The sequence below is a fragment of the Paenibacillus sp. 01T424 genome (assembly GCF_056398745.1).
In genome coordinates, this window is record NZ_JBFTPZ010000007.1 from 99,160 (window position 1) to 122,419 (window position 23,260).

Genomic DNA, 23,260 nt, shown 5'->3' on the forward strand with positions numbered 1-23,260 from the left:
TAGATTAAGTCAAAATTGATTAACGCAAAAGCGGAATGGGAGTGATGAGTATAGCATTGTCAATCTATAGTTTGGCTGCACTCTGTTTATTGGATTAATTGCTAGACAAAAAAGGAGGAAGAACATGTCTAAGAAGATTATCTCTCAAAAGCTTCTCGCACTCATGCTTTCCTTAATGCTCATTTTCTCTATCATTGCTCCTGGTGCTGCATATGCGCGGGAAGGTGCCGATACAGGTTCGGTTCCTGCCGAGGAGACTGCAGTCGCTCCAGAAACAACGGGGCTGGAAGAAACTTCGGATACGGAGCCGCTGATCGTCTCTGCACTTGCTGAGCCGGAAGATTCGGTTGGTAAAAGTGCTTATGATTATCTTAATTATATGGCGACCACAATCGGTGCTCGTGTTGCGGGTACGGCGAAAGAGGTTGAAGCCGGAAATTATGTAAAGGCTGAATTCGAAAAACTAGGCCTTAATACTGCGGTACAGCCGTTCAGCTATACTCGCGGTGGGACAACGGTTAATTCAAATAACATCGTAGCGACTAAAGTAGGAACCTCGCCTAAGGTTATAATCGTAGGCGCGCATTATGACTCTGTCAATGCAGGCAAAGGCGCTGATGATAATGCATCAGGTGTAGCGGTTATGCTGGAATCAGCGAAAGCAGTGTCCGAGCTAGCTACGCCGTATACGATTAAATTCATTGCGTTTGGCGCGGAAGAGCAAGGACTTAGAGGTTCTCAATATTATGTGTCTCAAATGACGGCTCAAGATAAGAAAAACACAGTTGCGATGATTAACCTCGACAGTGTGGCTGTCGGCGACAATATGTATATTTATGGAAGCAGTGGTTCGAAAGGTTTCGTTCGTGACCTAGGCCTTAGCATTGCTGACCGTCTTGGTCTTTCCCTTATAACTAATCCAGGTGAAAATCCTAAGTATCCAGTTGGTACAACAGGAGACTGGAGTGATCATGCGCCATTCTCGAAAGCAGGTATTCCTTACGCCTACTTGGAAGCGACGAACTGGAGCCTTGGCGACAAGGATGGTTATACGCAAACTACACTGGATGGAGAGATATGGCACACAGCAAAAGATACTCTTGATTATATCGAGTCTGCTTATCCGGGAAGAATCCAAGAGCATTTAACGACATTTACTAAAGTGCTCACAAGCATTCTTCTTGAAGTACAAGAGCTTCAACTAAGCAAAGATAAAGCATCCATAACAGAAAAAAGAACGATTGACGTTTCATTCGAATTACCGGCAGGCGTAGCGCTTGCAGATCTGAAATGGAGCTATGGCGAGAAACCTCTGACCGAATGGAAAAAGTGGGGCACGAACTCATATTCGGGAGACCCATTCATCTATTTGGAAGGGACGCCAGTGCTGGATGGAACGACGGTTAAAGCGCAAGTTACGTTCGACCTTATTTACAACACAACAAACTTGTCTGGTGCTCACCGTTCCAGATACCCGGCAATGCTTGGTACTCGTGATTTTGCTGTTCTAGATCAGAAAGGCCGCACCATTGCGACAGCACCTATTAAGCTTAATGTTTATGACAGCTATCATTCGTATGATGAAATTAAACCAGAGATTGATGCGATTACAGCAGAAATTAATGCGAAAAATAATCGCTATGTCGAAACGCAGGTTCTTGGCCAATCCGTGCAGGGCAGAAACATTTATTTTACGATTTTGGCAAAGGACAAAGCGTCTGTAGACAAATACTTAAATGAAACGATGCCTGCTATGATGAATGATCCGAAGGGCTTGCAGGATAAAATCAAAAATGGCACGTTCACCGACTATAAAGTTCCAGTATGGCTTAACAATATCCATCCGGATGAAGCGCCTGGCGTTGACGTTATTCTTAACTTCTTCCGGGAAATGGGGATGAAGGATAACATCACGTTTAATACGAACGAGGATGCCGCTAATCCGCTGCCCGTTACGTTAAACGTAAATGATGCGCTTGAAAATGCTATTTTCCTAATGAATTTCACGGAAAATCCAGATGGACGTTCATTGAATACGCGGGCAAATGCCAACTCGTTTGACTTGAACCGCGATAATTCCTATCAAACACAGCCCGAAACAAAAATCGTAACGAAAGAAATTGCCAAATGGTCGCCGCTTTCCTTCTTGGATATGCACGGTTTCGTAGGCAGCTTCCTGATCGAGCCGTGTACGCCGCCGCATGATCCGAATTTCGAGTACGATCTATTGATTGGAAGCATGCTCGAGCAAGCGAATGCGATGGGTAAAGCAGGTATTGCTAATACCAAATATACAAGCTACGAAATTCCGTATGAATCTCATCAAAACAACAATGGACCTAATAAATCAGGCTGGGACGATGCATCTCCTGCGTATACAGCTGTTTATGCGATGCACCATGGTGCATTAGGTCACACGCTGGAAATACCAGAGCTTAACGAGGATTCAACGACTGCACTCTTCTATGCGAGCGTTGCAGCAACCAAGTATGTAGTAGAAAACAAAGAAAAATTGTTTTTGAACCAGCTTGAAGTTTATAAACGTGGAGTCGAGAATACAGACAGCCGTACCGTTGATAAATATTTGACGAATGCTGCTGATCAAGTCATTGGCAGACCGCGCGGTGCAGAAACTAATTTCTTCCCAGACTATTATGTTCTTCCTGTAGCAAGCGAATTGCAAAAAAACCGCCTAGCAACGTATGAAATGGTTCAGTACTTGCTGAGCAATGGCGTGAAAGTCGAACAAACCACGACACCTGTGACGATTGGCGAGGTCGTTTATCCAATTGGCTCTTATGTTGTCAACATGAAGCAAGCGAAGAGGGGTTATGCTAACCTCGTCTTGTATGACGGCTTTGATGTATCGGATTTCTCTGAAATGTATGCGGAAATCGTTCAAAGCTTTGCTGATATGAGAGGTTTTGATCGTTATGTGGTTCGTCAGGATGGAGCCTTCTCCGGTAAAACGACGAGCGTTACTGGAGTCGTAATCCCAGAGACGACCATTCCAGGCGACGCAGAACAGTATGTCATTAGAAATACAAGCAATGCGGCCATTAAAGCAGTAAATGAATTGCTTGCAGCTAAGAAAGCAGTAACGATGCTGAGCAAAGGTGCTGCAGGTTATGAATTAGGAGATTTCCTCGTTTCCAAAGCGGATCTCCAGTCTATTTCCAAAAAATATTTGTTAGATGTTATTGCCTTTGACAGTAAGAACAGCAAAGAAGGGCCGCTGCTGAAATTAACGACGGTATCCGCAACAGGAGTCCCTGCTTTTGTTCTAAAAGATTTGGGCTTCCCTGTGACAACGGATATGGCGGCAAGCGATGTACTTATTAACACAAGCGGACAAGCAAGCACGAACCTGATTGGTGAGGGCAAGCCTTATATTGGATTCGGAAGATCAGCAATGAACACAATGAAGGGTTCGACGCTGCTGCCAGGATTCGATTTCGCAACGACAGGAAGCTCTCATGAAGGCTTGTTCAAAACAGAGCTGGATCAAACGCATTTGATTACGGCTGCGTACGATGCAAAAGAATACTTCTACACGGCATCGGGTTCATGGATCACTTCTACTCCTGCAAATGCGAAGGTGTTGGCAACGGCAAGTACAGATGCTGACTTCTTTAAAGCAGGCTGGTGGCCTGGAAATGATAAAGTAAAAGGTAAAACGATTGGCTTCACCTACAAAAAAGGCAAAATTAATGTCACGTTATTTGCGAATGATTTGCTGAACAGAGCACATCCGCAAAAGCAATTCAGAGTGGTGGCTAATGCAATATTTACAGCGGCATTTGCTGAGGAGACGGGACCTGTTGTAACACCGGACCCAGGCACCGGCGGACCAGGTCCAGTTGTAACACCAACGCCAACACCGACTCCTAAACCTACGCCAACGCCAGTTGACGTTCCTGAGTTTAAAGATTTAGGAGCTGTCGAGGCATGGGCTGGAGACGCAATTAAGGAGTTGGCTGGAAAAGGCATTATTACAGGTATTAGCAGCACATCATTTGCACCGCTTAAACAAGTAACGCGAGCTGAGTTTTTGACGATGCTTGTTCGCGCTTATCAATTAGCGGATGCGACTGCCACGGCAGACTTCAGTGATGTGAAAACGTCGGATTGGTACTACGCTTCAGTAGCTGCAGCGGTGAAAGCAGGACTGGCTCAAGGTGTAGGAGAGGGCAAATTCGATCCTAACCGACCGATTACACGTGAGGAAATGGCTATTATGGCTGCGAACGCCTTGAAGCTCATCAATAAGGATGCAGCAGCAAGTGACGTAGAGGGTGCCTTAAGTAAATTTAGCGACCAAGCTAAAATGGCATCGTATGCGAAAGAAGCGATTGCCCTTCTGACAGAACAAGGCGTGATCAACGGCATGACGGACGGCTCCTATGCTCCAAAAGGCATAGCTAACAGAGCGCAAGCAGCCGTTATCATTAGCAAGCTCCTTAAGAAAAATTAAATTAAAGCAATAGATAAAGGGCTGCCAGCGGCAGCCCTTTTATTTAAAGCTTTTTTATGAAGTACATATTGCCTCACAGAAAACGCAAGGAGGACGGCATAGATGAAATTGAATATTGGGAGCAAACGTAAATTAACGATAGCCAATAAGATTTACGGCAGTTTTTTTGCTGCAATTGTTTTTATTATGCTTCTATTATGCTTTATTTTTTATAATCTCAATAACCTTAATAGATCCTATAATGAGCTTATTAACAATAATGTAGCCGTCCTTATGAATATGGAGTCTATTCAAAGAAATGCCGTTCAGCTCAATAGCAGCTTTAGCGATTACTTATTGAATAAAAATAAAGACATGTTAAAAGAAATGGATGCGGTAAGTGCGGATATTGTTAGTCAAGCAAAGGCAGCACAAGCTTTGATACAAAATGAGGAAGATATTAAAGCGCTTGACGCCCTTCTGGGATGGAACAATCAATACATGGAACGGATAGCAGCGTTTAACGATGTGGAGCAGTTAAAAGCCACTTCTTATGCCAACACACGCGTTTTCCCTTTGGCCAAGCTAATTCGCACTAATGCGATTAAACTCGCTCAAAAACAAGAGAACGTTATGTCGGAAAAGGTACTGGCAAACGATAGGGAAGTTAATCAGTCAAATATTTCTATGATTATCGGAAGTATCCTCCTTATTGCGGTGACGCTGCTGCTTGGTACACTGCTTTCTAGAAATATTTCCATGCCCATTAGACGTTTGTCTGGATTAGCTGTGGCCGTAGCCAGCGGTGATTTGCGCAGCACGCCTCTTCACATTCGAAATAAAGATGAAATCGGTTCATTAGCAGACTCGTTTGATAGTATGAGGAGCGGTTTGCAGGAGATGATAGAGCAGGTCAATCAGGCTGCGAAGCAGCTGGCAGCAAGCTCTGAGGAGATGCGTGAAGGAGCCAAACAAACCTCAGCAGCTACGTATTACATCGTTGAATCGACGCAGCTGGTTGCTGCATCAGCAGAGGAGCAGCTGCAAGGTTCAGAAGCAATTTCAACAGCGATGGAGGACATTGTCGAAGCAATTAGAAGTATAGCATCCGCGGTAACTGTGATTTCGGAAACGTCAGAGCAAGCCATTCTTATCGTAGATGGAGGACATTCCTACATGGAGCTTGCCACCCAAGACATGAGCAGCATTGATCAAATCGTCGATGAAACTGCGAATTCCATGGAAAATGTGAAGGAAAGCGTGCAGCACATCGAGAACATCGTAGCATTAATTGCATCCATTTCGGGCCAGACTCGGCTGCTTGCATTAAATGCAACCATTGAAGCAGCAAGGGCAGGGGAACATGGCTTAGGGTTTGCTGTAGTAGCGGAAGAGGTTAGAAACTTAGCGAAACAATCGGAAGAAGCGTCAAAAAAAGCGTCTAAGCTGCTCGGCACTGTACGCAGCAATACAATGCAGGCTGTTTCTATGATGGATAAAGGGAAAAATGAAGTGAAAAAGGGAAAGCGTTCATTGATCGAGACAAGCAGTCAATTTCAGCTTATCCGCAGTTCAGTGAGTGAGGTAGCGAGCCAAATTCAAGAGATTGCTGCGTCATCCATACAAATATCTACAGGCTCGCAAAACATTGCTGCTTCCACTTCAGCCAGCGCGAAGCAGGCTAATGAATCATCAGCATTGACGCAAAGCGTATCTGCAGCAACCGAAGAGCAGCTTGCGTACATGGAGGAAATAACAGCATCTGCAACAACGCTTCATGCTGCAGCAGGTGATTTGCAAAGCCATGTCTCTAAGTTCAGAATGGTATAACTGGTTGAAAGCCCCGAGCGAACCGCTTGGGGTTTCTTGCTGTCGTCCTTTTTATTTCTGGACACAGCGGCATACGCCCAAACCCAAATCAGCTCCTTGGCATAGGCTGTTATCATCACATGAAATCAAGGAGCTTAATCCGAATGCCAAAAACGACAACAAAACCGGAGATAACCGAATTATCGTCTGATGATCTTGCTATATGGGCTGCAGTTATATTAGTCATTGGCGATTTATTTGGATTGTTTGCCGTCATAAAAGCAAAAGAGGAAAAGGAAGAGCTGCTTTAAACCTTTGACCATGATGATTCAGCTTATCACATAAAAGTATTCTAAAAATTTCAATATAAAGGAGAAAAGTTGATGGCAGATAAAAAAGAGATTAAGTCTGAAGAACTGGCCAAGCTTTCAGCATCGCTTTCAGCCGTTGGTTATGGATTAATCCTGCTTTCGCTTGAGAGGGCAGATCAGGAAAACCTGGAGCGCAAGGGGAAGGAAAATGAGAAGATGTCAGCAGCAGTAAATCGGTTATATCGACGTTTCAATGGATAAAGAGAGCGGGGATGAAGGGTGAACATAATCTCTCCTTCAATGATTACGTAAACAGCCCCTCGCATATCGCAAGGGGCTGTTTGCATGCTGCTTACAAAATTAACTCAAGCCATTGTTCTTTCGTTACCGGACCGAAATAGAAGGGCAGATTAATATCAGCTGTAAGCTGCTTTAGAGCGGAAGCTTCATAACGAATGCCGATCAGTTTCTGAGCAACTTCATTGCTGTCGCCACGGCCAAAAAAGTCTCCGTAAATAGCAGCGTTCACAATCAATCCTTCTTCAACCTGAAGGCGAACATCAAAGGTGCCAACTCCTTCGATTCGTTTCTTCTGCTGTACATTAAAGGATGGAGAACGGCCATAGTTCCATTCCCAGCTGCGGTAGCGCTCTTCCGCCAGCTTGTGTATATTTTGCCAGTCCTGTTCAGATAACTCGTAGAACGGAATTTCAGCAGATTGCTCAAAGATGGATTGAAGCAGTCTTTGCCTAAACTGCTCTATCGTCATAGGCTCCTTCAAAAACTCTGTAATATTCGCCACGCGGCTGCGGATCGACTTCGTTGACTTCGATACATATTTCTCAGCATTTGCCTTTAGCGCAGATACAACATTTTCGATTTCAGAATTAAACAGCAGCGTTCCATGGCTGAACATTTTGCCCTTCGTCGAAAATTGCGCATTGCCGGATATTTTTCGCTCGCCAACCTGTAGATCATTTCGGCCGGTCATTTCGGCGTCTACACCCAGCTCTTGAAGCGCACGTACAACGGGCTCGGTGAACTTCTTGAAATTGTGAAAGGACTTACCATCATCCTTCATAATAAAGCTGAAATTCAAGTTGCCGAGATCGTGGTAGACGGCTCCCCCTCCAGAGAGTCTGCGGACGACGTGAAGCCCACTGCTCTCGACGTAATCTGCATTAACTTCCTCGACGGTATTTTGGTTCTTGCCAATGATGATGGATGGCTCATTTATGTAGAAAAGCAAGTAGTCATCGTTGTCAGGCAATGAACGCAATATATATTCCTCTAATGCCAAATTAAGCGTTGGGTCGGTGATGCCATTATTGCTTACAAAACGCATGATCTTTGTCCTCCTATGCTGTAGCTCATATTGGCATTATACCTGTACGTCCTGTTCCTTATCAAATGAAAGGTTCGTACTTAATGGGTACAACCTATGCATAAGCTGAAATAATTCGTATAATCGAATGAGGAAAAAAGCTTGATGCAGAGGTGAAGCAAATGGAAGCGAAATTTTGTATGTCATGCGGTCATGAGCTCGAAACCCGTGACGTTGACGGTACGATGAGGCGGGCTTGTACGAGCTGCAGCTTCGTTCATTGGGGAAATTATAGCATTGGTGTCGGAGCACTGGTCGTAAAGGATGAGAAGATTTTGCTCGTTCGCCGAGCGCAAGAGCCTGGAAAAGGTAAATGGACGAATCCGGGCGGTTATATTGAGCAGCTGGAGGCCATTCAAGACACGATTGAGCGAGAGGTTATGGAAGAGTGCGGCGTGCAAGCAATCGTTAAAAACGTCGTAGCACTGCGTGATCAGCCGAGAAATATACATAATCTGTACGTAGCATTTGAGATGGAATATGTGAGCGGAGAGCCTACCCCGGATTTTGTGGAGGTTGACGCTGCCGGTTTCTTCACCTTGCAGGAGCTGGAAGCAATGGATGTTGCCAGCTTTACACAGTGGCTGGTTGATGTTGCTTTCCATGGACAATCACAGGGACTCAAGATAGATAGGTCGCCTGTCGTGCCTTTGAACGGTTATGGATTATTTCGAGTATAAAATATAGCTATTAACCAGATTTATCCTGTTATTTATAGTAGAGACCTTCCTTGCGGAAGGTCTCTTTTTTTTGCGAATTAGAACACCCAGTATACCCAATACGATAATAGAATCAACGTGAATATAACGGTAATCGGAATGACGATTGAAGTTACCTTCAAATATTGGACCCAGCTAATTGGAACTCCGCCTTTACGTACGATATGCATCCACATAAGCGTTGCCAGTGTGCCAATTGGCAATAGGAGCGAACCGATGTCACTGCCGATGACACTAGCGAGATAAGCAATTTTTAACGTCAGAGGATCAAGGCCCATATTCATTAGTGTAATCGTACCGACCATAAGTGCGGGATGGTTGTTGAATAAATTGGAGAGTACGCTTAAAAGTCCGCCCATGAGGACGCTGGCGTGAACCAGGCTTCCAGATATGAGAGGCTGCATAAGATGAATAAGCCAATCCGTTAAACCGATGTTGTTAAGGCCATAAATGATCACATACATGCTGAAAGCGAATATGAGTATATACCAAGGTGTTTTTTTGAGCATGTCCGCCGGTGAAATTTTTAAGTGGTACCAACGCCAGCCTAGCAGAAGAGCAGATCCGATAACAGCCATTGCAGCGACGGGGAAGTGGATGTAGGAAGCGACAAAGAGGCTGATACGAACACAGAATACAAAAATAAGAATATTGCGCATGAAGCGGTTGCGGTTCTCTTTAGGCAAGGTTTCCTTTAACGGATGGCTGCCGGGCATAAGATTCCACCTGGAAGCGGGAGGAAGTGTTTTTGGAAGTGTGCGATAGAAGACGGCAAACAGCAGGAGCGACAAGAGGACAAGTCCAAGCGAAGCGGGTACGAACATCATGGCGGTATGCATGTAGAGATCCATATGAACGATTTTTAACGCAATTAAATTGACGATATTGCTTACGCCGATAGGGGCACTAGATGCCGTTGCGATTAATGCGCCAGATAAGAGATAAGGTATTTTTTGATGTTTTTTTAGTCCCATATTTTGCAGCAAGAGCAGTAATATGGGCGTTGTAATTAAGATGCTTCCGTCGTTGTTTACAAAAAGCGTCATGAGAAAGCAAAATAAGTTTGTTAGCCAAAACAAACGAATGCCGGAGCCGCGTGCTTTTTTGGTGAGCAGCTCGGCTGCCCAGTAGAAAAAACCGAAGCTTTCTAAAACAATGGCCATAACGATAGTAGCAATAATGGTGACCGCAGCCCCGCTTATCGTTTCGGTTATTTGACCGAGATCGGAAAGCGAGACGCTTCCGCTAAGAAGAACGACTGCAGCTCCGATTGTTGCGGGTATCGCTTCATTGACCTGCGGTCGCCAGAAGATGAAGCTGATTGTTAGAAGGAACGCGGAAATGGTCATAATGATCATTAAGTCATGCATGCTTTAACCTCTTTTCAGTTTTGAACCCTTTTTTTGCTTTATTGTGCAGCACTCCTTTTCTAGATAGAACCTTAGGCTACTTGGAAAACTAGCATTCTAGCAAAGCTAGAGATCCTCCTTTCTCTTATTTATTTTGTATCTATGTAGTGTAAGTATACGTACATGATAGAGTGTTCGTACTGGTCAATATCCCTATCTCTATCAAAATCTGCTAGTATCAATTGAAGATATTTGCCCCATAATGATAGATAGCTTCTATGGATTAAAGCCCAAAAAAACCCTCCTAACGATGGTCGTTTGGAGGGTTTTTAGTCGCTCTTCCATACTTGCTTAAAATATTGAGTAGGAGAGAGGCCGACATATTTTTTGAATACTTTGCTGAAATGATAGGGATCGTTGATCCCGACTAGATAACCGATTTCTCCTATGCTGAGCGGCGTCGTTTCAATCAATTGTTTCGCTTGGTTTACTCGAACCGCGTTGATGTACCGAATGATCGATTGGCCGGTAACGAGCTTAAAGGCACGGTTTAAATAATCATAGTTGCCTTCAAATGCAAGCTCAATGTCTTTGCCGGTTATTTTGCTCTGATAGTTTTGATGGATATAATCGAGCAGCGCGTTAACCTTAACAACCGACTTCGAATGAATTCGGTCGTTGCGCTTCAGCTCATCCATAAAATATTCACGTGAGAGCTCAACGAGCCATTGCATAAATTGAAAAGCAGTTAGGCTTCTATTGTAATACCTGCGCATATAGAGCTTCTGCATTTCATTTAATGCATGCAGGATGAGATTAAATCTGGTTTTATCAGAAATCGTATGGTATTTGGGGAAGTAGCAGTGATTTGGATGGATTCCATTAACGGTAGGCTTATGCTCAATAAACGGAGACTGGTCATGCTCAACAATAAAGTAATTGGCTAAAGCCAGCATATCATCCCTATACACAGCTTTAATATCTGAATGCTCAAAGTGAATGTAATAGTAATCGCAAACATGCTTTGCAGTTCCTTCATGATTCAAATTGGGCTCAAGAATAAGCAAGTCACCTTTACGCAGAACATAATGATTTTTCTCCTCTTTAATATGGAGTTCTCCACTTCTGATGAAATAGAGCACATACTCATTTATATTTCGTTTGAAATGAATCCACGGGCTTTTGTAAGCAATAAACCCCATAATTTTTATGCGAGGCACTAAATCCATGTTCATGGACAGCAATAGTTATGACCTCCTTCACTCCGTAAAAGTCGCTTTTGTACAAAAAGAGTCTAGATCGGACATTCCCGTTCATTCTAACACAAACTATACTGGGTTTGTAATTGAAGCCAATATAAGGACGGGATGAAGCATATGAAGAAGCTGAAAATAGGCGTTATTGGGCTTGGCGGCATTGCTAACTTTCATATTGAAGGCATCTTGGCAAGTGAACATGCTGAAATATGGTCGATATGTGATTGTAATGAGGAAGCGCTTTTGGCCAAAGGCAATGAACTGGGTATTCCGCTTGAGCGGCAGTATGTAAATCATTTGGATATGTTAAAGCAATCAGAGCTGGACGCTGTGACCATAGGCACACCAAACAGCAATCATTTTCAGATCGCGTATGACGCCATTATTCATCGCAAGCCATTTGCGCTTGAGAAGCCAATTGCCCTTGATGCGAGGGAAGCAGCGATTCTTAGACAGGAATTAGCGAATCATCCCATCCCTCATATGGTGTGTTTCACGTATCGTTATAAATCCGCGGTTCGATATGCGAAGCAGCTGCTTGAGCAAGGCACGCTTGGCAAGATCAATCACGTATACAGCCAGTATTTGCAAAGCTGGGGTATTAATGAGGAAATTCCACTGCTCTGGCGATTCCGCAAGGATCTGTCAGGATCGGGTGCGCTCGGTGATTTAGGTTCTCATATTCTCGATCTTAAGCGCTTCCTTATCGGAGAAACCGTGAAGGTTATCGCAGATGCAGGAACGATTGTAAAAGAGCGGGACAACCTAAATGGAGAGGGCAAAGGCGAGGTGGATGTTGATGATTTCTGTCATGTGCTTGCCCGTTTCGAAGATGGCGGCTCCTCTACGATGAACATATCCCGTTTCGCTTTTGGCCGCGGCAATTACCAACGGATCGAGATTTACGGTACGCAAGGAGCGCTCATCTACAACCTTGAAGAAGAGGATAGCCTTGAAATCAAGCTTGGAGAGGATAAGCAATTCCGTAAAATCGATATTCCAAATTCGTTCGCAGCAAATCAAATGCAGTCCTTCTTTAATTTGCTGAACGGCAAGCAAGATGGTCTCGACGCAACAATCGAGGATGGTTATATCAATCAGCTGACTCTGGATTCTATTCTCCTATCCACCCAGGAAGAGCGCTGGATTACGATAACACAGGAGGCTTCTAATAATGGCTAATATAAAGGTAACTGTCTGGAATGAATATCGGCATGAGAAGCAAAATGAACAGGTTGCAAGCATCTATCCCGAAGGGATTCATAACGCAATTGGCGGCTACTTGAAAACAGTGGATGGCTTTGAAGTAAAGACAGCGGTTCTCGACGAGCCTGAACATGGGCTAAGCGATGATGTGCTGTATCATACGGATGTGCTCATCTGGTGGGGACATCTCGCTCATGCTGAGGTGCGGGATGATATTGTCGAGAAGGTGCGCGCACGCGTCATGGAGGGCATGGGGTTAATCGTTCTTCATTCTGGCCATGGCTCCAAAATATTTGAGCGTTTGTTAGGCACTAAAACAGGAGATCTCAAATGGCGCGATTATGGCGAGAAAGAGCGGGTTTGGGTTATCGAGCACGGCCATCCGATTGCGGACGGCTTAAATGATTATATTGAAATTCCGAAGGAAGAAATGTACGGGGAGCGCTTTGACATACCCGCGCCAGATGAGCTCGTATTTATTTCCTGGTTCGAGGGGGGAGAGGTATTTCGAAGCGGCTGCTGCTACCGAAGAGGAAAAGGCAAGTTGTTTTATTTCCGGCCTGGACATGAAACATTCCCGATCTACCATCATCCAGATGTGCTGAGAGTCATTGCGAATGGCGTACGATGGGGGGCTCCTGTTCAAGGCGCAAGCACATCGCTAGGACGTGTTGCTCCGCTCGAGCCAATTGGAAAGTAAATGGTGAAGGTGTCTTATCTTTCTGTTTAGACAGAAAGATAAGACACCTTTTTTATTTTTCCAAAAAAGAGGCATTTAAAACGGAGTGAAATACGACACCTTTTCCGCAATGAAAACGGTTTCTAACGAAGAATGATCTAAGCATAATGAAGGAGAAGCATAAATATGAGGAGGGTCAATCCTATGAAATGGTACAAAACAATTTCGTACGGGGTACTAGCGGCGGTAATGGCTTTTACGATTACGGCGTGTGGAAACGGAAATAACGCACCTGCCAATAGCGGAGGAAATGCTCCGAAAAATGAAAGCGGTAACGCTCCGGCAGCGGGTGGCAAAAAAGTTACTATTGAATACTGGCATACCTATAGCGATCAAGAAGAGAAGGTGCTCACGGAAAATATTAAGCCGCTCTTTGAGAAAGAAAACCCAGGTATCGAGCTCAAGCTGACAAGAATGCCATACGAGGGCTTGAAAGAGCAGGTTATTGCCGGAGTAGCGGGCGATGCAGCACCTGACCTCATGCGAATGGATATTATTTGGGTTCCTGAATTTGCCAAGATGGGAGCGCTGCAAGATATAAGCAAGAACGAGGGTTTCGATGCATTAAAAGCAAATACGTTCGAAGCGCCTATGGAAACGAATGCCTATAACGGCGGCTACTATGGCGTTCCAGTAAACACGAATACAAAAATTGCTATCTACAACAAATCGGTTTTGGATGAAATCGGCATAAAAGAAGCTCCTGCGACAATGGATGAGTTCGTTGCAGCAGCCAAGCTTGCGGTCGCAAAAGGCAAACCGGGCGGTATTGGCATCGGCGGAGCGAACGTATGGGCAGCATCGCCTTACTTCTGGAGCCTTGGCGGTTCATTGACGAACGAGGACTATACAAAGGTTGAAGGCTACTTGAACAGCCCGGAGAGCGTAAAAGCGCTCGAAACGATTGTACAGTGGAATAAAGACGGACTCGTAACGCCTACGATTCTTGGCGGCGAGCCAGGCGCATGGGACGGTATGAAAAACAATGATTATATGATGATTGATGACGGCCCTTGGTTTTACAGCATTCTGATGAACGAAGCAGAATCGAAATTCAAACCGCTGGAGCAAACGGTTCGCGGCTTGATTCCTACTGGTGCAGGCGGCAGCCGATCTGTTGTAGGCGGCGAGGATCTTGTTATCTTTGCAAACTCGAAGCATCCGCAAGAGGCGTGGACATTTGCAAAATGGATGCTTGGCGACGAGCCGCAAAAGATCATGAGCAAGCTTGGTCTTATCCCTACAAACAAAACGGCAGCAAACGATCCGGCATTTCTTGAGCAGCCATTCGTTACAGAATACGTGAAGCAGCTTGAAACTGCACTGCCGCGCACACCGATTCCACAATACGGCGAAATGGAAGGAATCGTTAATCTTGCTTTTGAGAAAGCGGTCCGTGGAGAGCTTAAACCAAAAGAAGCGCTCGATGAGGCAGCGAAAAACATTGAAGCTATTTTGAAGAAATAAGTGAAATGCTAGAGCCTTCATCTACTGCAAAGGTAGATGAAGGCTCTAGTGAGATGAAGGATAGGGAAGGAGCATCAATATGTCTATACCAGTGACGGGGCAGCCGAAACAAGAACAGCGAATTCCGGCAGGCGTAAAGTTGAAAAAGGGCATTCAGCAGTGGATAAAGGTTATGCCTTATATCTTTCTTGGTGTTTTAGGAACGGCCGTATTCGTTATTTATCCGATGATTAAAAATATAATTATAAGCTTCCAGGAATACAGCATTATGCCTAATGCAGAAAATCCATTCATTGGCTTTGCAAACTACGTATCCGCATTTACGGATCCAAACAATAAAGTGTTAATGGCAATCCGAAATACGTTTCTGAACGTCGCGGTAACGGTACCTATTAACTGGTTTCTTGCCATCGTGTTTGCGGTCTTAATTAATATCCACTTCGTTAGGCATAAGATTGTGTTCCGTACGATTTATTATTTGCCCATCATCACGTCTTGGATCGTGGTCGCCTTCTTGTTCCGCTTCTTGTTCGCTGGCGGTGAATATGGCTTGATCAACTATATCTTTTATAAGCAGCTTGGCATATTCCATGAACCGATTAATTTTTTATCAAATTATTGGACGGCTATGATTGTCATCTGGTTGTTTCATATTTGGAAAACGGTTGGTTGGGGCGTAGTCATTTATTTGGCGGCCTTGCAGGGCATTTCGAAGGAGTATTATGAAGCGGCGCAAATTGATGGCGCTAACGGAACGAAGCAGTTCTGGAGCATTACGGTTCCGATGTTAGGTCCTGTCACCGCATTCGTTCTTATTAACCTAATTAACGGAGCATTCAACTTCTTTCCACAAGTGTACTTTATTACGCGCGGTGGTCCGATGGATCAGACACAGACGCTGCCAAGCCTTATGTACATGCAAGCATTTAAGAACTTTAACTTTGGTTATGCATCTGCGGTAGCCGTCATGATGGGGATTGCAGTGTTTTTACTCACCTATTCTCAGATGAAAAAATTCGGCAATCAGCGTTTTTTGTAGGAGGGAGAAGAAATGAAAACTAAATGGCATATTCAGCTACTAGTTTACAGCATTATCGTGCTTGGAGCGTTGGCTTTTCTATTTCCCTTCGTATATATGATTATGACGAGCTTCATTAAAGGGGCATACTCGCTGCCGCGGCCTAAGGAAGTATTCTCCGTCATCCCAAACCTATATAACTACCAGCTAGTATGGAGCAAAAATAATTTTGCAAGGTATTTCCTGAACAGCTCGCTCGTTACCATCGTGTCTATGACAGGAAGTTTGTTTCTCGGCTGTTTAACCGCCTACGGGTTTGCGAGATTTACGTTTCCGGGCAAAGAGTTTCTATTCCGAATGTTTCTTCTGACCATGATGATTCCCGGAGTGATCAACATTATTCCACAGTTTCTAATTATCAAATCATTTGGTTTGGTTAACACCTACTGGGGGCTATGGTTAATTTATATCGGCGGCGGTGTTGTTGGCAGCACGTTCTTCTTGCGCGGATTCTTTCAAAGCATTCCGAAGGAGTACGAGGAGTCCGTGTTGATCGATGGCGGTGGCAGCTGGCGCATTTTCTGGAATATTTACCTGCCTCAGTCGATGCCGGCGATTGCGACGCTTGCAGTTCTTTCCTTTCAAGGCACATGGGAGGAGTATTTCACGGCTCTAGTCATTATTAAGGATGAGGCGCTTCGGACGCTGCCAATTGCACTGCTGATGTTCAACGATAAATATGCGACAAACTATTCATGGGTATTTGCTGCTTCCATTATAGCGCTCATTCCGACGATAATCCTTTATATTATTTTCCAAAAAAGATTCGTACAGGGTGGATTTAACGAAGGCGGAGTGAAGGGTTAAATCTAAAAACAGGAGCTATCAAATGAAACGTAAAAGAAATCGAAATAGAATAAGTTCATCAGTCATTGTTGTCATTACCTCTTTTATGATCCTTGCTTCCGGCTGCAGCGAGCAGAAGGAAATAAAGGCGGAGCTTGTGAATAGCCAAGGTATAATAAGTCGCTTGTCGACCGACAAATCGGCTTATCGTCCCGGCGACAACGTTCATTTTACGTTGGATTTGGCTAAAACGGAGTCAAAAGCGAAGGTGATTGTCCAGTATCGCCATCTAGGGGAGAAGATCGCTGAGCAAGAAGTCAAGGTGGACGGCAATTCATTGGAATGGGATTGGACGCCTCCAAAGGAGGATGGCCGAGGTTATATGGCTGAGGTTTTCTTTGCAACGAAGGAAGAAGTGAAGGATCATCAGAACATCGCAGTTGACGTGTCCACAGACTGGAGCAAGTTTCCTCGTTACGGTTATTTAGCGGACTTCCACAGCATGAATGGGGAAGAGATGGCAACAGTAATCGAACGTCTGAATCGGTTCCATATTAACGGCATTCAATTTTATGATTGGCAGTATAAACATCATCAGCCTCTGAAGCTGGAAGGCAATCAACCAGCGCCGGAATGGCCGGATATTGCAAACAGGCCTGTCGCCTTGGATACAATTAAAGGCTATATTGACCTTGCGCACAGCAAAAACATGAAGGCGATGAACTACAATTTATTGTTCGGGGCATATGAGGGGGCAGAGGAGGACGGTGTCAAAAAAGCGTGGGCGCTGTACAAAGATCCTTCGCAAGCGAATCAGGATAAGCATCCATTGCCAGACAGCTGGGCCAGTGACATTATGCTCTATGACCCAAACAACGTGGAGTGGCAAAACTATCTGATCGATAAAGAAATTGAAGTATTTAACCAATTGAAATTCGACGGCTGGCATGTTGATCAATTAGGCGATCGCGGAGCGCTTTGGAATGCCAAAGGAGAAAGTGTAAAGCTGGCGCCGGGCTATGTATCATTTCTGAAAGCAGCTAAGGAGAAGCTGGATGTCGACTATGTGATGAACGCTGTCGGACAGTATGGGCAAGCCTTTATGGCTCCTCAGGCTCCTCTCTCATTCCTATATACCGAAGTATGGGACGGGCATCCGAAGTATGGCAACCTGAAGGGGATTATCGATCAAAACAACCAGTTTAGCAAAAATAAGCTAAACACGGTGCTTGCCGCTTATATGAACTATGATTTGGCAAACGCGAGCGGGGAATTTAATACGCCAGGCGTTCTGCTTACAGATGCAGTCATCTTCGCATCCGGCGGATCCCATCTGGAGCTTGGGGAAAATATGCTGGCCAAAGAGTATTTCCCTAATCGAAATCTCTCCATTCCAGCTGAACTGGAAGAGCAGCTTATTCGCTATTACGATTTCCTTGTCGCTTATCAGAACATTTTGCGAGATGGAGTAGAGGAATCTGAACTAATCGTATCAAGTACAGGGGACACAAGTGTTTCCGCTGCTCCAGAGCAAGGAAAAATATGGTCCTTTGCGAAGCAGAAAAGCGGAAGCGACATCGTTCACTTCATTAACTTCACTGATGCTAAAACCATGGAGTGGAATGACAGCAAGGGCGAGCAAGCTGTGCCTATTGAGCGTAAAGAAATAGACATTTCCATTGAGACAGAGCGTGAAGTTGCAAGTATCCTATTCGCCTCACCAGACTATTATCAAGGATCACCTATTAAGCTGAGCTTCAAGCAGCAAGAAGGCAAGGTTACACTTAAGCTTCCAGTCCTGAAATACTGGGATCTACTAACCATTAATTACAAGTAAGGTTGCGATAGCATGCAGAACCAAGCGATACGAAAGATAGTTTTCGTGCGCTTGGTTTTGTACACTGCAATGAAAGCGTTTGCTGATATGAACGTAATGCATGAGAATGAATGGAGCGAAGCCAGCATGGCTGCGCTCCTCTTCTATAAAACCTTCTATTTTAATCGTGTTGATTTAGGTAAACTAGGAGTATCTTCTTTAACAAGGTGGGCAGCTTATGGCGCGCTTCGAGAAAATAACGAACCGATTTGCTTCAAAAATGATTTTAGCGTTTTTACTCATTATTTTGATTCCGACCACTTTATCGGGTTTCTCTTTCTATTTGGAATCTTCCGCGCTTGTAAAACGAAATGTTAGAGCATCTACCGTTCAGGTTACCAAGCAAACCGCAGATGCCTTGTCTTCTATTTTCAACGCGGGAAGCGATACATCCGATTTAATATACAGTGATTTGAAGGTGCAAAAATCAGCGATGCAATATACCTCGAGTCCGCTTAGCGAGCAGATCGAGATGACGCAATCATTAAATACGCTGCTTAATAACGTCGTGTATTCAAGCTCATTCGTAAGAATTGTTTATATCATTAAAAGTGGGGGCATCGGCTGGGGGAGCGGCACATTTTCTACACCCAAACTGCGAAAGGTTGACTTGAATCATCAAGAGTGGGTAGCGGAGTCGAAAAAGCAGGATGGCGGGTTCGTATGGCAGCCGATGCGAAAGGATCCTTTTAGCGGTGGTGGGGAAAATACTGATCTTGTTCTCCCGATCAGCCGTGCGTTAAAAGACTTTGAATCGCTTCAGCAAATCGGTCTGCTGGTCGTTAATTTAAATGGCAAGGCCATCATTAATACGATTAAGCAAGTGAAGCTGGGGGAAACCGGACGTTATATGGTCGTTAACGCACAAGGTGAAATTATGATCGATGCGGATCTTTCACGAATTGGTCAGATGGTGGAGGATGCTAAACTGCATGAGTTGATCGTACATAATGATGCAGTTGAATTCGAGTACGCTAATAAGGGCGTCCATTATTATGGCGTAAAGCAGCTGCTAAGCAATGGTTGGCTGCTGGTTGGCACAGTTCCTACGCTTGAAATAACGGGGGCGCTGGATAAGCTGCATACACGTATTTTAATAACCTCAGCATGCTTCGCTTTGCTTGCGGTGCTCGTTGGTCTTCTCATCGCGAAGAAGGTTACGAATCCAATCAAGCAATTAACGCTAGAGATGAGGAGAGTTCAGCAGGGAGATCTATCTGTTCGAACAGCGTTAACGTCTACAGACGAGATTGGGCTCATGAGTAGGCATTTTAATAAAATGCTGGATGAAATTGAACAGCTGATGCTACGAGTGGAGCAGGAGCAAAACGAGAAGCTTGAGGCCGAGGTGCGTGCGGTCACTTACCGGATTCATCCGCATTTTCTCTACAATACGCTTAGTACGCTCAGATGGCTGATTCGAGCAGGAGAGATGGAGCGAGCCGAACAAGGGCTAGCGGCTCTAACTAGACTGCTTCAAGCGAATATGGGCAAGAACGGGCAAATGATTACACTTGCGGAAGAGCTGGAGATCATTCAGAAATATATCGTTATTTTAGAAATGCGGTATGAGCAAAAATATGCTTTGGCTATAGAGGTACAGCCTGGGGCGGATCAAGTGAAAATTCCAAGGATGCTGCTTCAGCCGCTCGTTGAGAATGCGATCTTCCACGGCTTCGTGCCGCTTAATCGCGGAGGAGATATTACGATTAAGGTGACAGAGCAGCAGGGAGAGCTGCGGATTGTGATCCATGATGATGGCTCAGGAATATCAGAAGAGAAGTTGAAACAATTGAATGCAAAGGAAGGTATGACGAAAGCAGGCATAGGAATGAAGCATGTTTATGATTCCTTAAGGCTTTATTATGGCGCAGGCTCGGGCATATCTGTTACGAGTGATATTGGACTCAGTACTCATATTCATATCGTCATCCGTTTATAAAGCTAAAGCTTCCGAGTTCAGATATTGCTGCCTACAACTTCGAGGAGGAAATGACGTGAACGATTATGTTTTGATTGTGGACGACGAGCCGATTATTCGAAACGGGCTTAAAAACTTCATAAGTTGGGATGAGCAAGGGCTGACCTTAGTAGGAGATTGTGCAAATGGCCTTGAAGCATTTGAACGGCTTCGATCTCAGCCTATTGATATTTTGATAACGGATATTAAGATGCCAGTTATGGATGGACTGGAGCTAACGCGAAAGGCGCTGGAGGTTAATCCGCTAACCAAGGTTATCCTAATTAGCAGCTACAATGAATTCGAATATGTGCGTGAGGGGATGAAGCAGGGTGCTGTCGATTACTTGCTTAAGCCGTCACTGGAAGCGGGGGAACTCATTGCTGTACTCGTGCGATGTAAAGAAATGCTGCAGCAAAACCGCAGACAAGTCGTGCAAAATCAACAGTTTGATGAGCAATTGGTTTTCCTTGCGAGAAGACGTTCTGAGCAGGAAATCATACGCTTGCTCGCAACCAGCGAGTCTGAATCTAAATTAGTTGATCTTTTTGATCAGCCAAATGATCGCTACGTTTGTGCTTTTGTTGTATCGGATGGTCTAAACGAGTGGCGGGAACGATACGGGGATTTGCATATTAGCATCATGTAYGAGGATATGCAGGCTTTATTTTATGAGCAATTCCAGTATGGCAGTGCGCCGATTTTGACGGGAGAAGGTCTCTTTATGATCTTACCTCTTGTGGGGAATGCAGAAGGTGAGCTTGAGCGCTTCAAGAACCGGGTTGCTGCTGAACTATCGACCTCAATTTCTATTGGTTACTGTGTGGAGCAGGAAACAGAGCGGGTGGAAACAGGACTCAGAAAAAGCCGAGCTGCAGGGGAACGAAGATTTTTTGAAGGTACGGGCAAACTCTTTGCCTATGAACAAATACCGGATGAGAGCGAAGCGGGGTCTAATTATGAGGGAATGAACATGCAGGTTATGGTTGAGCAATTTCGCACCGAGGACCATACAAAAACAGTCATCGATCGCTTCGTTTCAAGCTGGACGAAGGGTGCTCAAACACCGGAGCACGTAAGAAAAGAAGCATATGAACTGCTCTCTGCCTATGCTTTTGTGAACGGAGGCTCAAAAACGCTATCAGATTTCCGAGAACATATTTGGCGCTGTGAGACGGTTGTTCAGCTCGAATCGACTATCCGTCAATTGTTTGAGGAAATGGAACATCCCAATCAGCTGAGGTTGGTTGATAAAGGCCATAGCGGACAGTTAATCACTAAAGCCATCGCCTACATTAAGCTCCATTACCGAGAAGACTTAACACTGCAACAAGTAGCAGATAACATACATGTAAGCAAAAGCTATTTTTCGAATTTGTTCAAAAAACAGGCAGGTCAAAATTTCATCGATTATTTAATCGATTTGAGGCTGCACGAAGCAAAACGGATGCTGGTTAAAAACGAGTACAAGATTTATGAGGTAGCTGAAAAATCCGGTTTTAACGATGTGAAATATTTTAGCAAGCTGTTTAAAAAAATGACTCAGATGACACCTGTAGAGTATCGAGATAAGCATCAACAATAGTTGATGGAGGAGATTGCCATGCTTATAAATAGGCTGATAATAATAGTGTGTTTACTTGCAATCTGCTCAGGCTGCAGCCAGCAGTCTATTCTTACAAATGACAGCAAGGTCGAGAAGTTAACAAATACCGAGAATACGGAAATCGAGTTCTGGCATACGTACAGTGATCAAGAGACTCGAATTTTGGAGGATATACTTATTCCTGCGTTTGAGGAGGCGTACCCCGCTATTCACGTCGTTCCTGTTCGGCAAAGCAACAACATGGAAATGAAATATACGCTCATCTCCAAGGCATCTTCCAATAGAGCGCCTGATGTAGTGCGTATGGATATTGTATGGGTGCCTGAGTTTTCCCAAAGCGGATTGCTGCTACCCCTGAGCGAATACGATGATTTTGGCAAAATAACGCAATTGCTGCAGAGCAATACAGGCTCAGCAGGTTATTATAAGGGTTCCTATTATTCTCTTCCCGTTAATATGAACACGAAAATTGCTATATTCAATCGTACATTGTTGGAACAGGCGGGCTTGTCAAAGCCGCCTGCAACTTTTCAGGAAGTGATTGATCTTGCTAAAAAACATCGATTCATGATTGGTATAGGGGGGCTTGAGTCGTGGAAGAGCTTGCCTTATATTTATGCGCTGGGCGGACGTATGACAGATGATTCATATTCGAAGGCATCCGGCTATTTGAATGGAGAAGCGACAATCAAGGCGGTTGAGCAGCTTTTATTGCTATATAAGGAGCAGTTGATTGATCGTACGGTTATTAACGGCGGCGGAGATAATTGGGAGGGGGTAAAGTCAGGGAAAATATTGGTCACAGATGATGGACCTTGGTTTTACAGCGTTTTTCAAGGCGAAGAGCTGGAGAGGGCGATTAACGCAACAATAGCAGTTCCGTTTCCGCCGGTTTTTGGTCCTGCCTCCATATTGGGAGGAGAAGATTTAGTTATTATGAAGGGCTCGAAAAATCCATTGCAGGCCTGGACATTTATGAAATGGATGGTCAATACGCAATCGCAAATTGCAATGTCGCAAACAGGCATAATTCCGACAAACTTGGAGGCCAAAGAGATAAAGGCGCAGGGTGAATCCTTTATTCATCCGTACACGGAGGCGCTTGATCATACATTTCTTCGTCCGCCAGTGAAAAGGTATAGTCGAATTGACGCTATTTATATAAAATATATGACCAAAATTTTTCAAGAGGAACTTTCGGTTAAACAGGGATTAACGGAAGCAGCCGCTAAGATTGATCGTTTGTTAAAGCAGTAAAATA

At 44.5% G+C, this 23,260-nt stretch carries 17 protein-coding genes; 14 read left to right on the forward strand and 3 right to left on the reverse strand.

All coding sequences use genetic code 11. From position 1 onward, the window contains the following. The first annotated feature begins 124 nt into the window (after positions 1–124). The 4 genes from AC1DPK_RS08560 to AC1DPK_RS08575 all read left to right on the forward strand — a co-directional run bounded on the left by AC1DPK_RS08560 (position 125) and on the right by AC1DPK_RS08575 (position 6,834). Positions 125–4,474 carry a M20/M25/M40 family metallo-hydrolase gene (locus tag AC1DPK_RS08560; RefSeq protein ID WP_477510005.1) on the forward strand — a complete coding sequence of 1,450 codons (4,350 nt, stop codon included), beginning with the start codon at positions 125–127 and terminating at the stop codon, positions 4,472–4,474. Between the two features lie 102 nt (positions 4,475–4,576). After that, the gene (locus tag AC1DPK_RS08565; RefSeq protein WP_477510006.1) at positions 4,577–6,283 is read left to right on the forward strand and encodes a methyl-accepting chemotaxis protein; all 1,707 of its coding nucleotides are present in this window, start codon (positions 4,577–4,579) and stop codon (positions 6,281–6,283) included. A 143-nt stretch (positions 6,284–6,426) separates the two neighbouring features. After that, positions 6,427–6,573: a hypothetical protein gene (locus AC1DPK_RS08570; protein WP_179089894.1), complete on the forward strand. Its 147-nt coding sequence runs from the start codon at positions 6,427–6,429 to the stop codon at positions 6,571–6,573. A 72-nt stretch (positions 6,574–6,645) separates the two neighbouring features. Continuing rightward, a complete protein-coding gene (locus AC1DPK_RS08575; RefSeq protein WP_076270373.1) occupies positions 6,646–6,834 on the forward strand; it encodes a hypothetical protein in 189 nt (62 codons plus the stop codon). 91 nt (positions 6,835–6,925) lie between these two features. Here AC1DPK_RS08575 and AC1DPK_RS08580 read toward each other — a convergent pair whose 3' ends face one another. Further along, positions 6,926–7,918 carry a lipoate--protein ligase gene (locus AC1DPK_RS08580; protein WP_477510007.1) on the reverse strand — a complete coding sequence of 331 codons (993 nt, stop codon included), beginning with the start codon at positions 7,916–7,918 and terminating at the stop codon, positions 6,926–6,928. Positions 7,919–8,079: 161 nt separating this feature from the next. Between AC1DPK_RS08580 and AC1DPK_RS08585 the strand changes: the two genes are divergently transcribed. Further along, positions 8,080–8,637, forward strand: coding sequence for an NUDIX domain-containing protein (locus tag AC1DPK_RS08585; RefSeq protein ID WP_477510008.1), 558 nt, complete (start codon positions 8,080–8,082; stop codon positions 8,635–8,637). Positions 8,638–8,714: 77 nt separating this feature from the next. Here AC1DPK_RS08585 and AC1DPK_RS08590 read toward each other — a convergent pair whose 3' ends face one another. Next, the gene (locus AC1DPK_RS08590) at positions 8,715–10,046 is read right to left on the reverse strand and encodes an ArsB/NhaD family transporter (protein ID WP_477510009.1); all 1,332 of its coding nucleotides are present in this window, start codon (positions 10,044–10,046) and stop codon (positions 8,715–8,717) included. A gap of 308 nt (positions 10,047–10,354) precedes the next feature. Then, the gene (locus AC1DPK_RS08595; protein WP_477510052.1) at positions 10,355–11,260 is read right to left on the reverse strand and encodes an AraC family transcriptional regulator; all 906 of its coding nucleotides are present in this window, start codon (positions 11,258–11,260) and stop codon (positions 10,355–10,357) included. Between the two features lie 141 nt (positions 11,261–11,401). Here AC1DPK_RS08595 and AC1DPK_RS08600 point away from each other — a divergent pair, with 141 nt between their 5' ends. The 9 genes from AC1DPK_RS08600 (at position 11,402) to AC1DPK_RS08640 (ending at position 23,256) form a co-directional block, all read left to right on the forward strand. After that, on the forward strand, positions 11,402–12,463 hold the full coding sequence (locus tag AC1DPK_RS08600) for a Gfo/Idh/MocA family protein (protein WP_441884382.1): 1,062 nt from the start codon (positions 11,402–11,404) through the stop codon (positions 12,461–12,463). Beyond that, positions 12,456–13,187 carry a ThuA domain-containing protein gene (locus AC1DPK_RS08605; RefSeq protein ID WP_477510010.1) on the forward strand — a complete coding sequence of 244 codons (732 nt, stop codon included), beginning with the start codon at positions 12,456–12,458 and terminating at the stop codon, positions 13,185–13,187. Before AC1DPK_RS08600 ends, AC1DPK_RS08605 begins: the two co-directional genes overlap by 8 nt. Before the next feature lie 183 nt (positions 13,188–13,370). Further along, on the forward strand, positions 13,371–14,693 hold the full coding sequence (locus AC1DPK_RS08610) for an extracellular solute-binding protein (RefSeq protein WP_441884376.1): 1,323 nt from the start codon (positions 13,371–13,373) through the stop codon (positions 14,691–14,693). A gap of 79 nt (positions 14,694–14,772) precedes the next feature. Next, positions 14,773–15,732 carry a carbohydrate ABC transporter permease gene (locus tag AC1DPK_RS08615; RefSeq protein WP_339205187.1) on the forward strand — a complete coding sequence of 320 codons (960 nt, stop codon included), beginning with the start codon at positions 14,773–14,775 and terminating at the stop codon, positions 15,730–15,732. A gap of 12 nt (positions 15,733–15,744) precedes the next feature. Beyond that, the gene (locus tag AC1DPK_RS08620) at positions 15,745–16,578 is read left to right on the forward strand and encodes a carbohydrate ABC transporter permease (RefSeq protein ID WP_076270382.1); all 834 of its coding nucleotides are present in this window, start codon (positions 15,745–15,747) and stop codon (positions 16,576–16,578) included. A 22-nt stretch (positions 16,579–16,600) separates the two neighbouring features. Next, positions 16,601–18,394 (forward strand): glycoside hydrolase family 66 protein, encoded by a 1,794-nt coding sequence (locus AC1DPK_RS08625; protein ID WP_477510011.1) that lies wholly within the window; start codon positions 16,601–16,603, stop codon positions 18,392–18,394. A 217-nt stretch (positions 18,395–18,611) separates the two neighbouring features. Further along, a complete protein-coding gene (locus tag AC1DPK_RS08630) occupies positions 18,612–20,375 on the forward strand; it encodes a cache domain-containing sensor histidine kinase (protein WP_477510012.1) in 1,764 nt (587 codons plus the stop codon). A 55-nt stretch (positions 20,376–20,430) separates the two neighbouring features. Then, positions 20,431–21,978, forward strand: a complete 1,548-nt coding sequence (locus AC1DPK_RS08635; RefSeq protein WP_477510013.1) for a response regulator transcription factor — start codon at positions 20,431–20,433, stop codon at positions 21,976–21,978. Between the two features lie 18 nt (positions 21,979–21,996). Further along, positions 21,997–23,256, forward strand: a complete 1,260-nt coding sequence (locus AC1DPK_RS08640; protein ID WP_477510014.1) for an extracellular solute-binding protein — start codon at positions 21,997–21,999, stop codon at positions 23,254–23,256. The last annotated feature ends 4 nt before the right edge of the window (positions 23,257–23,260 follow it).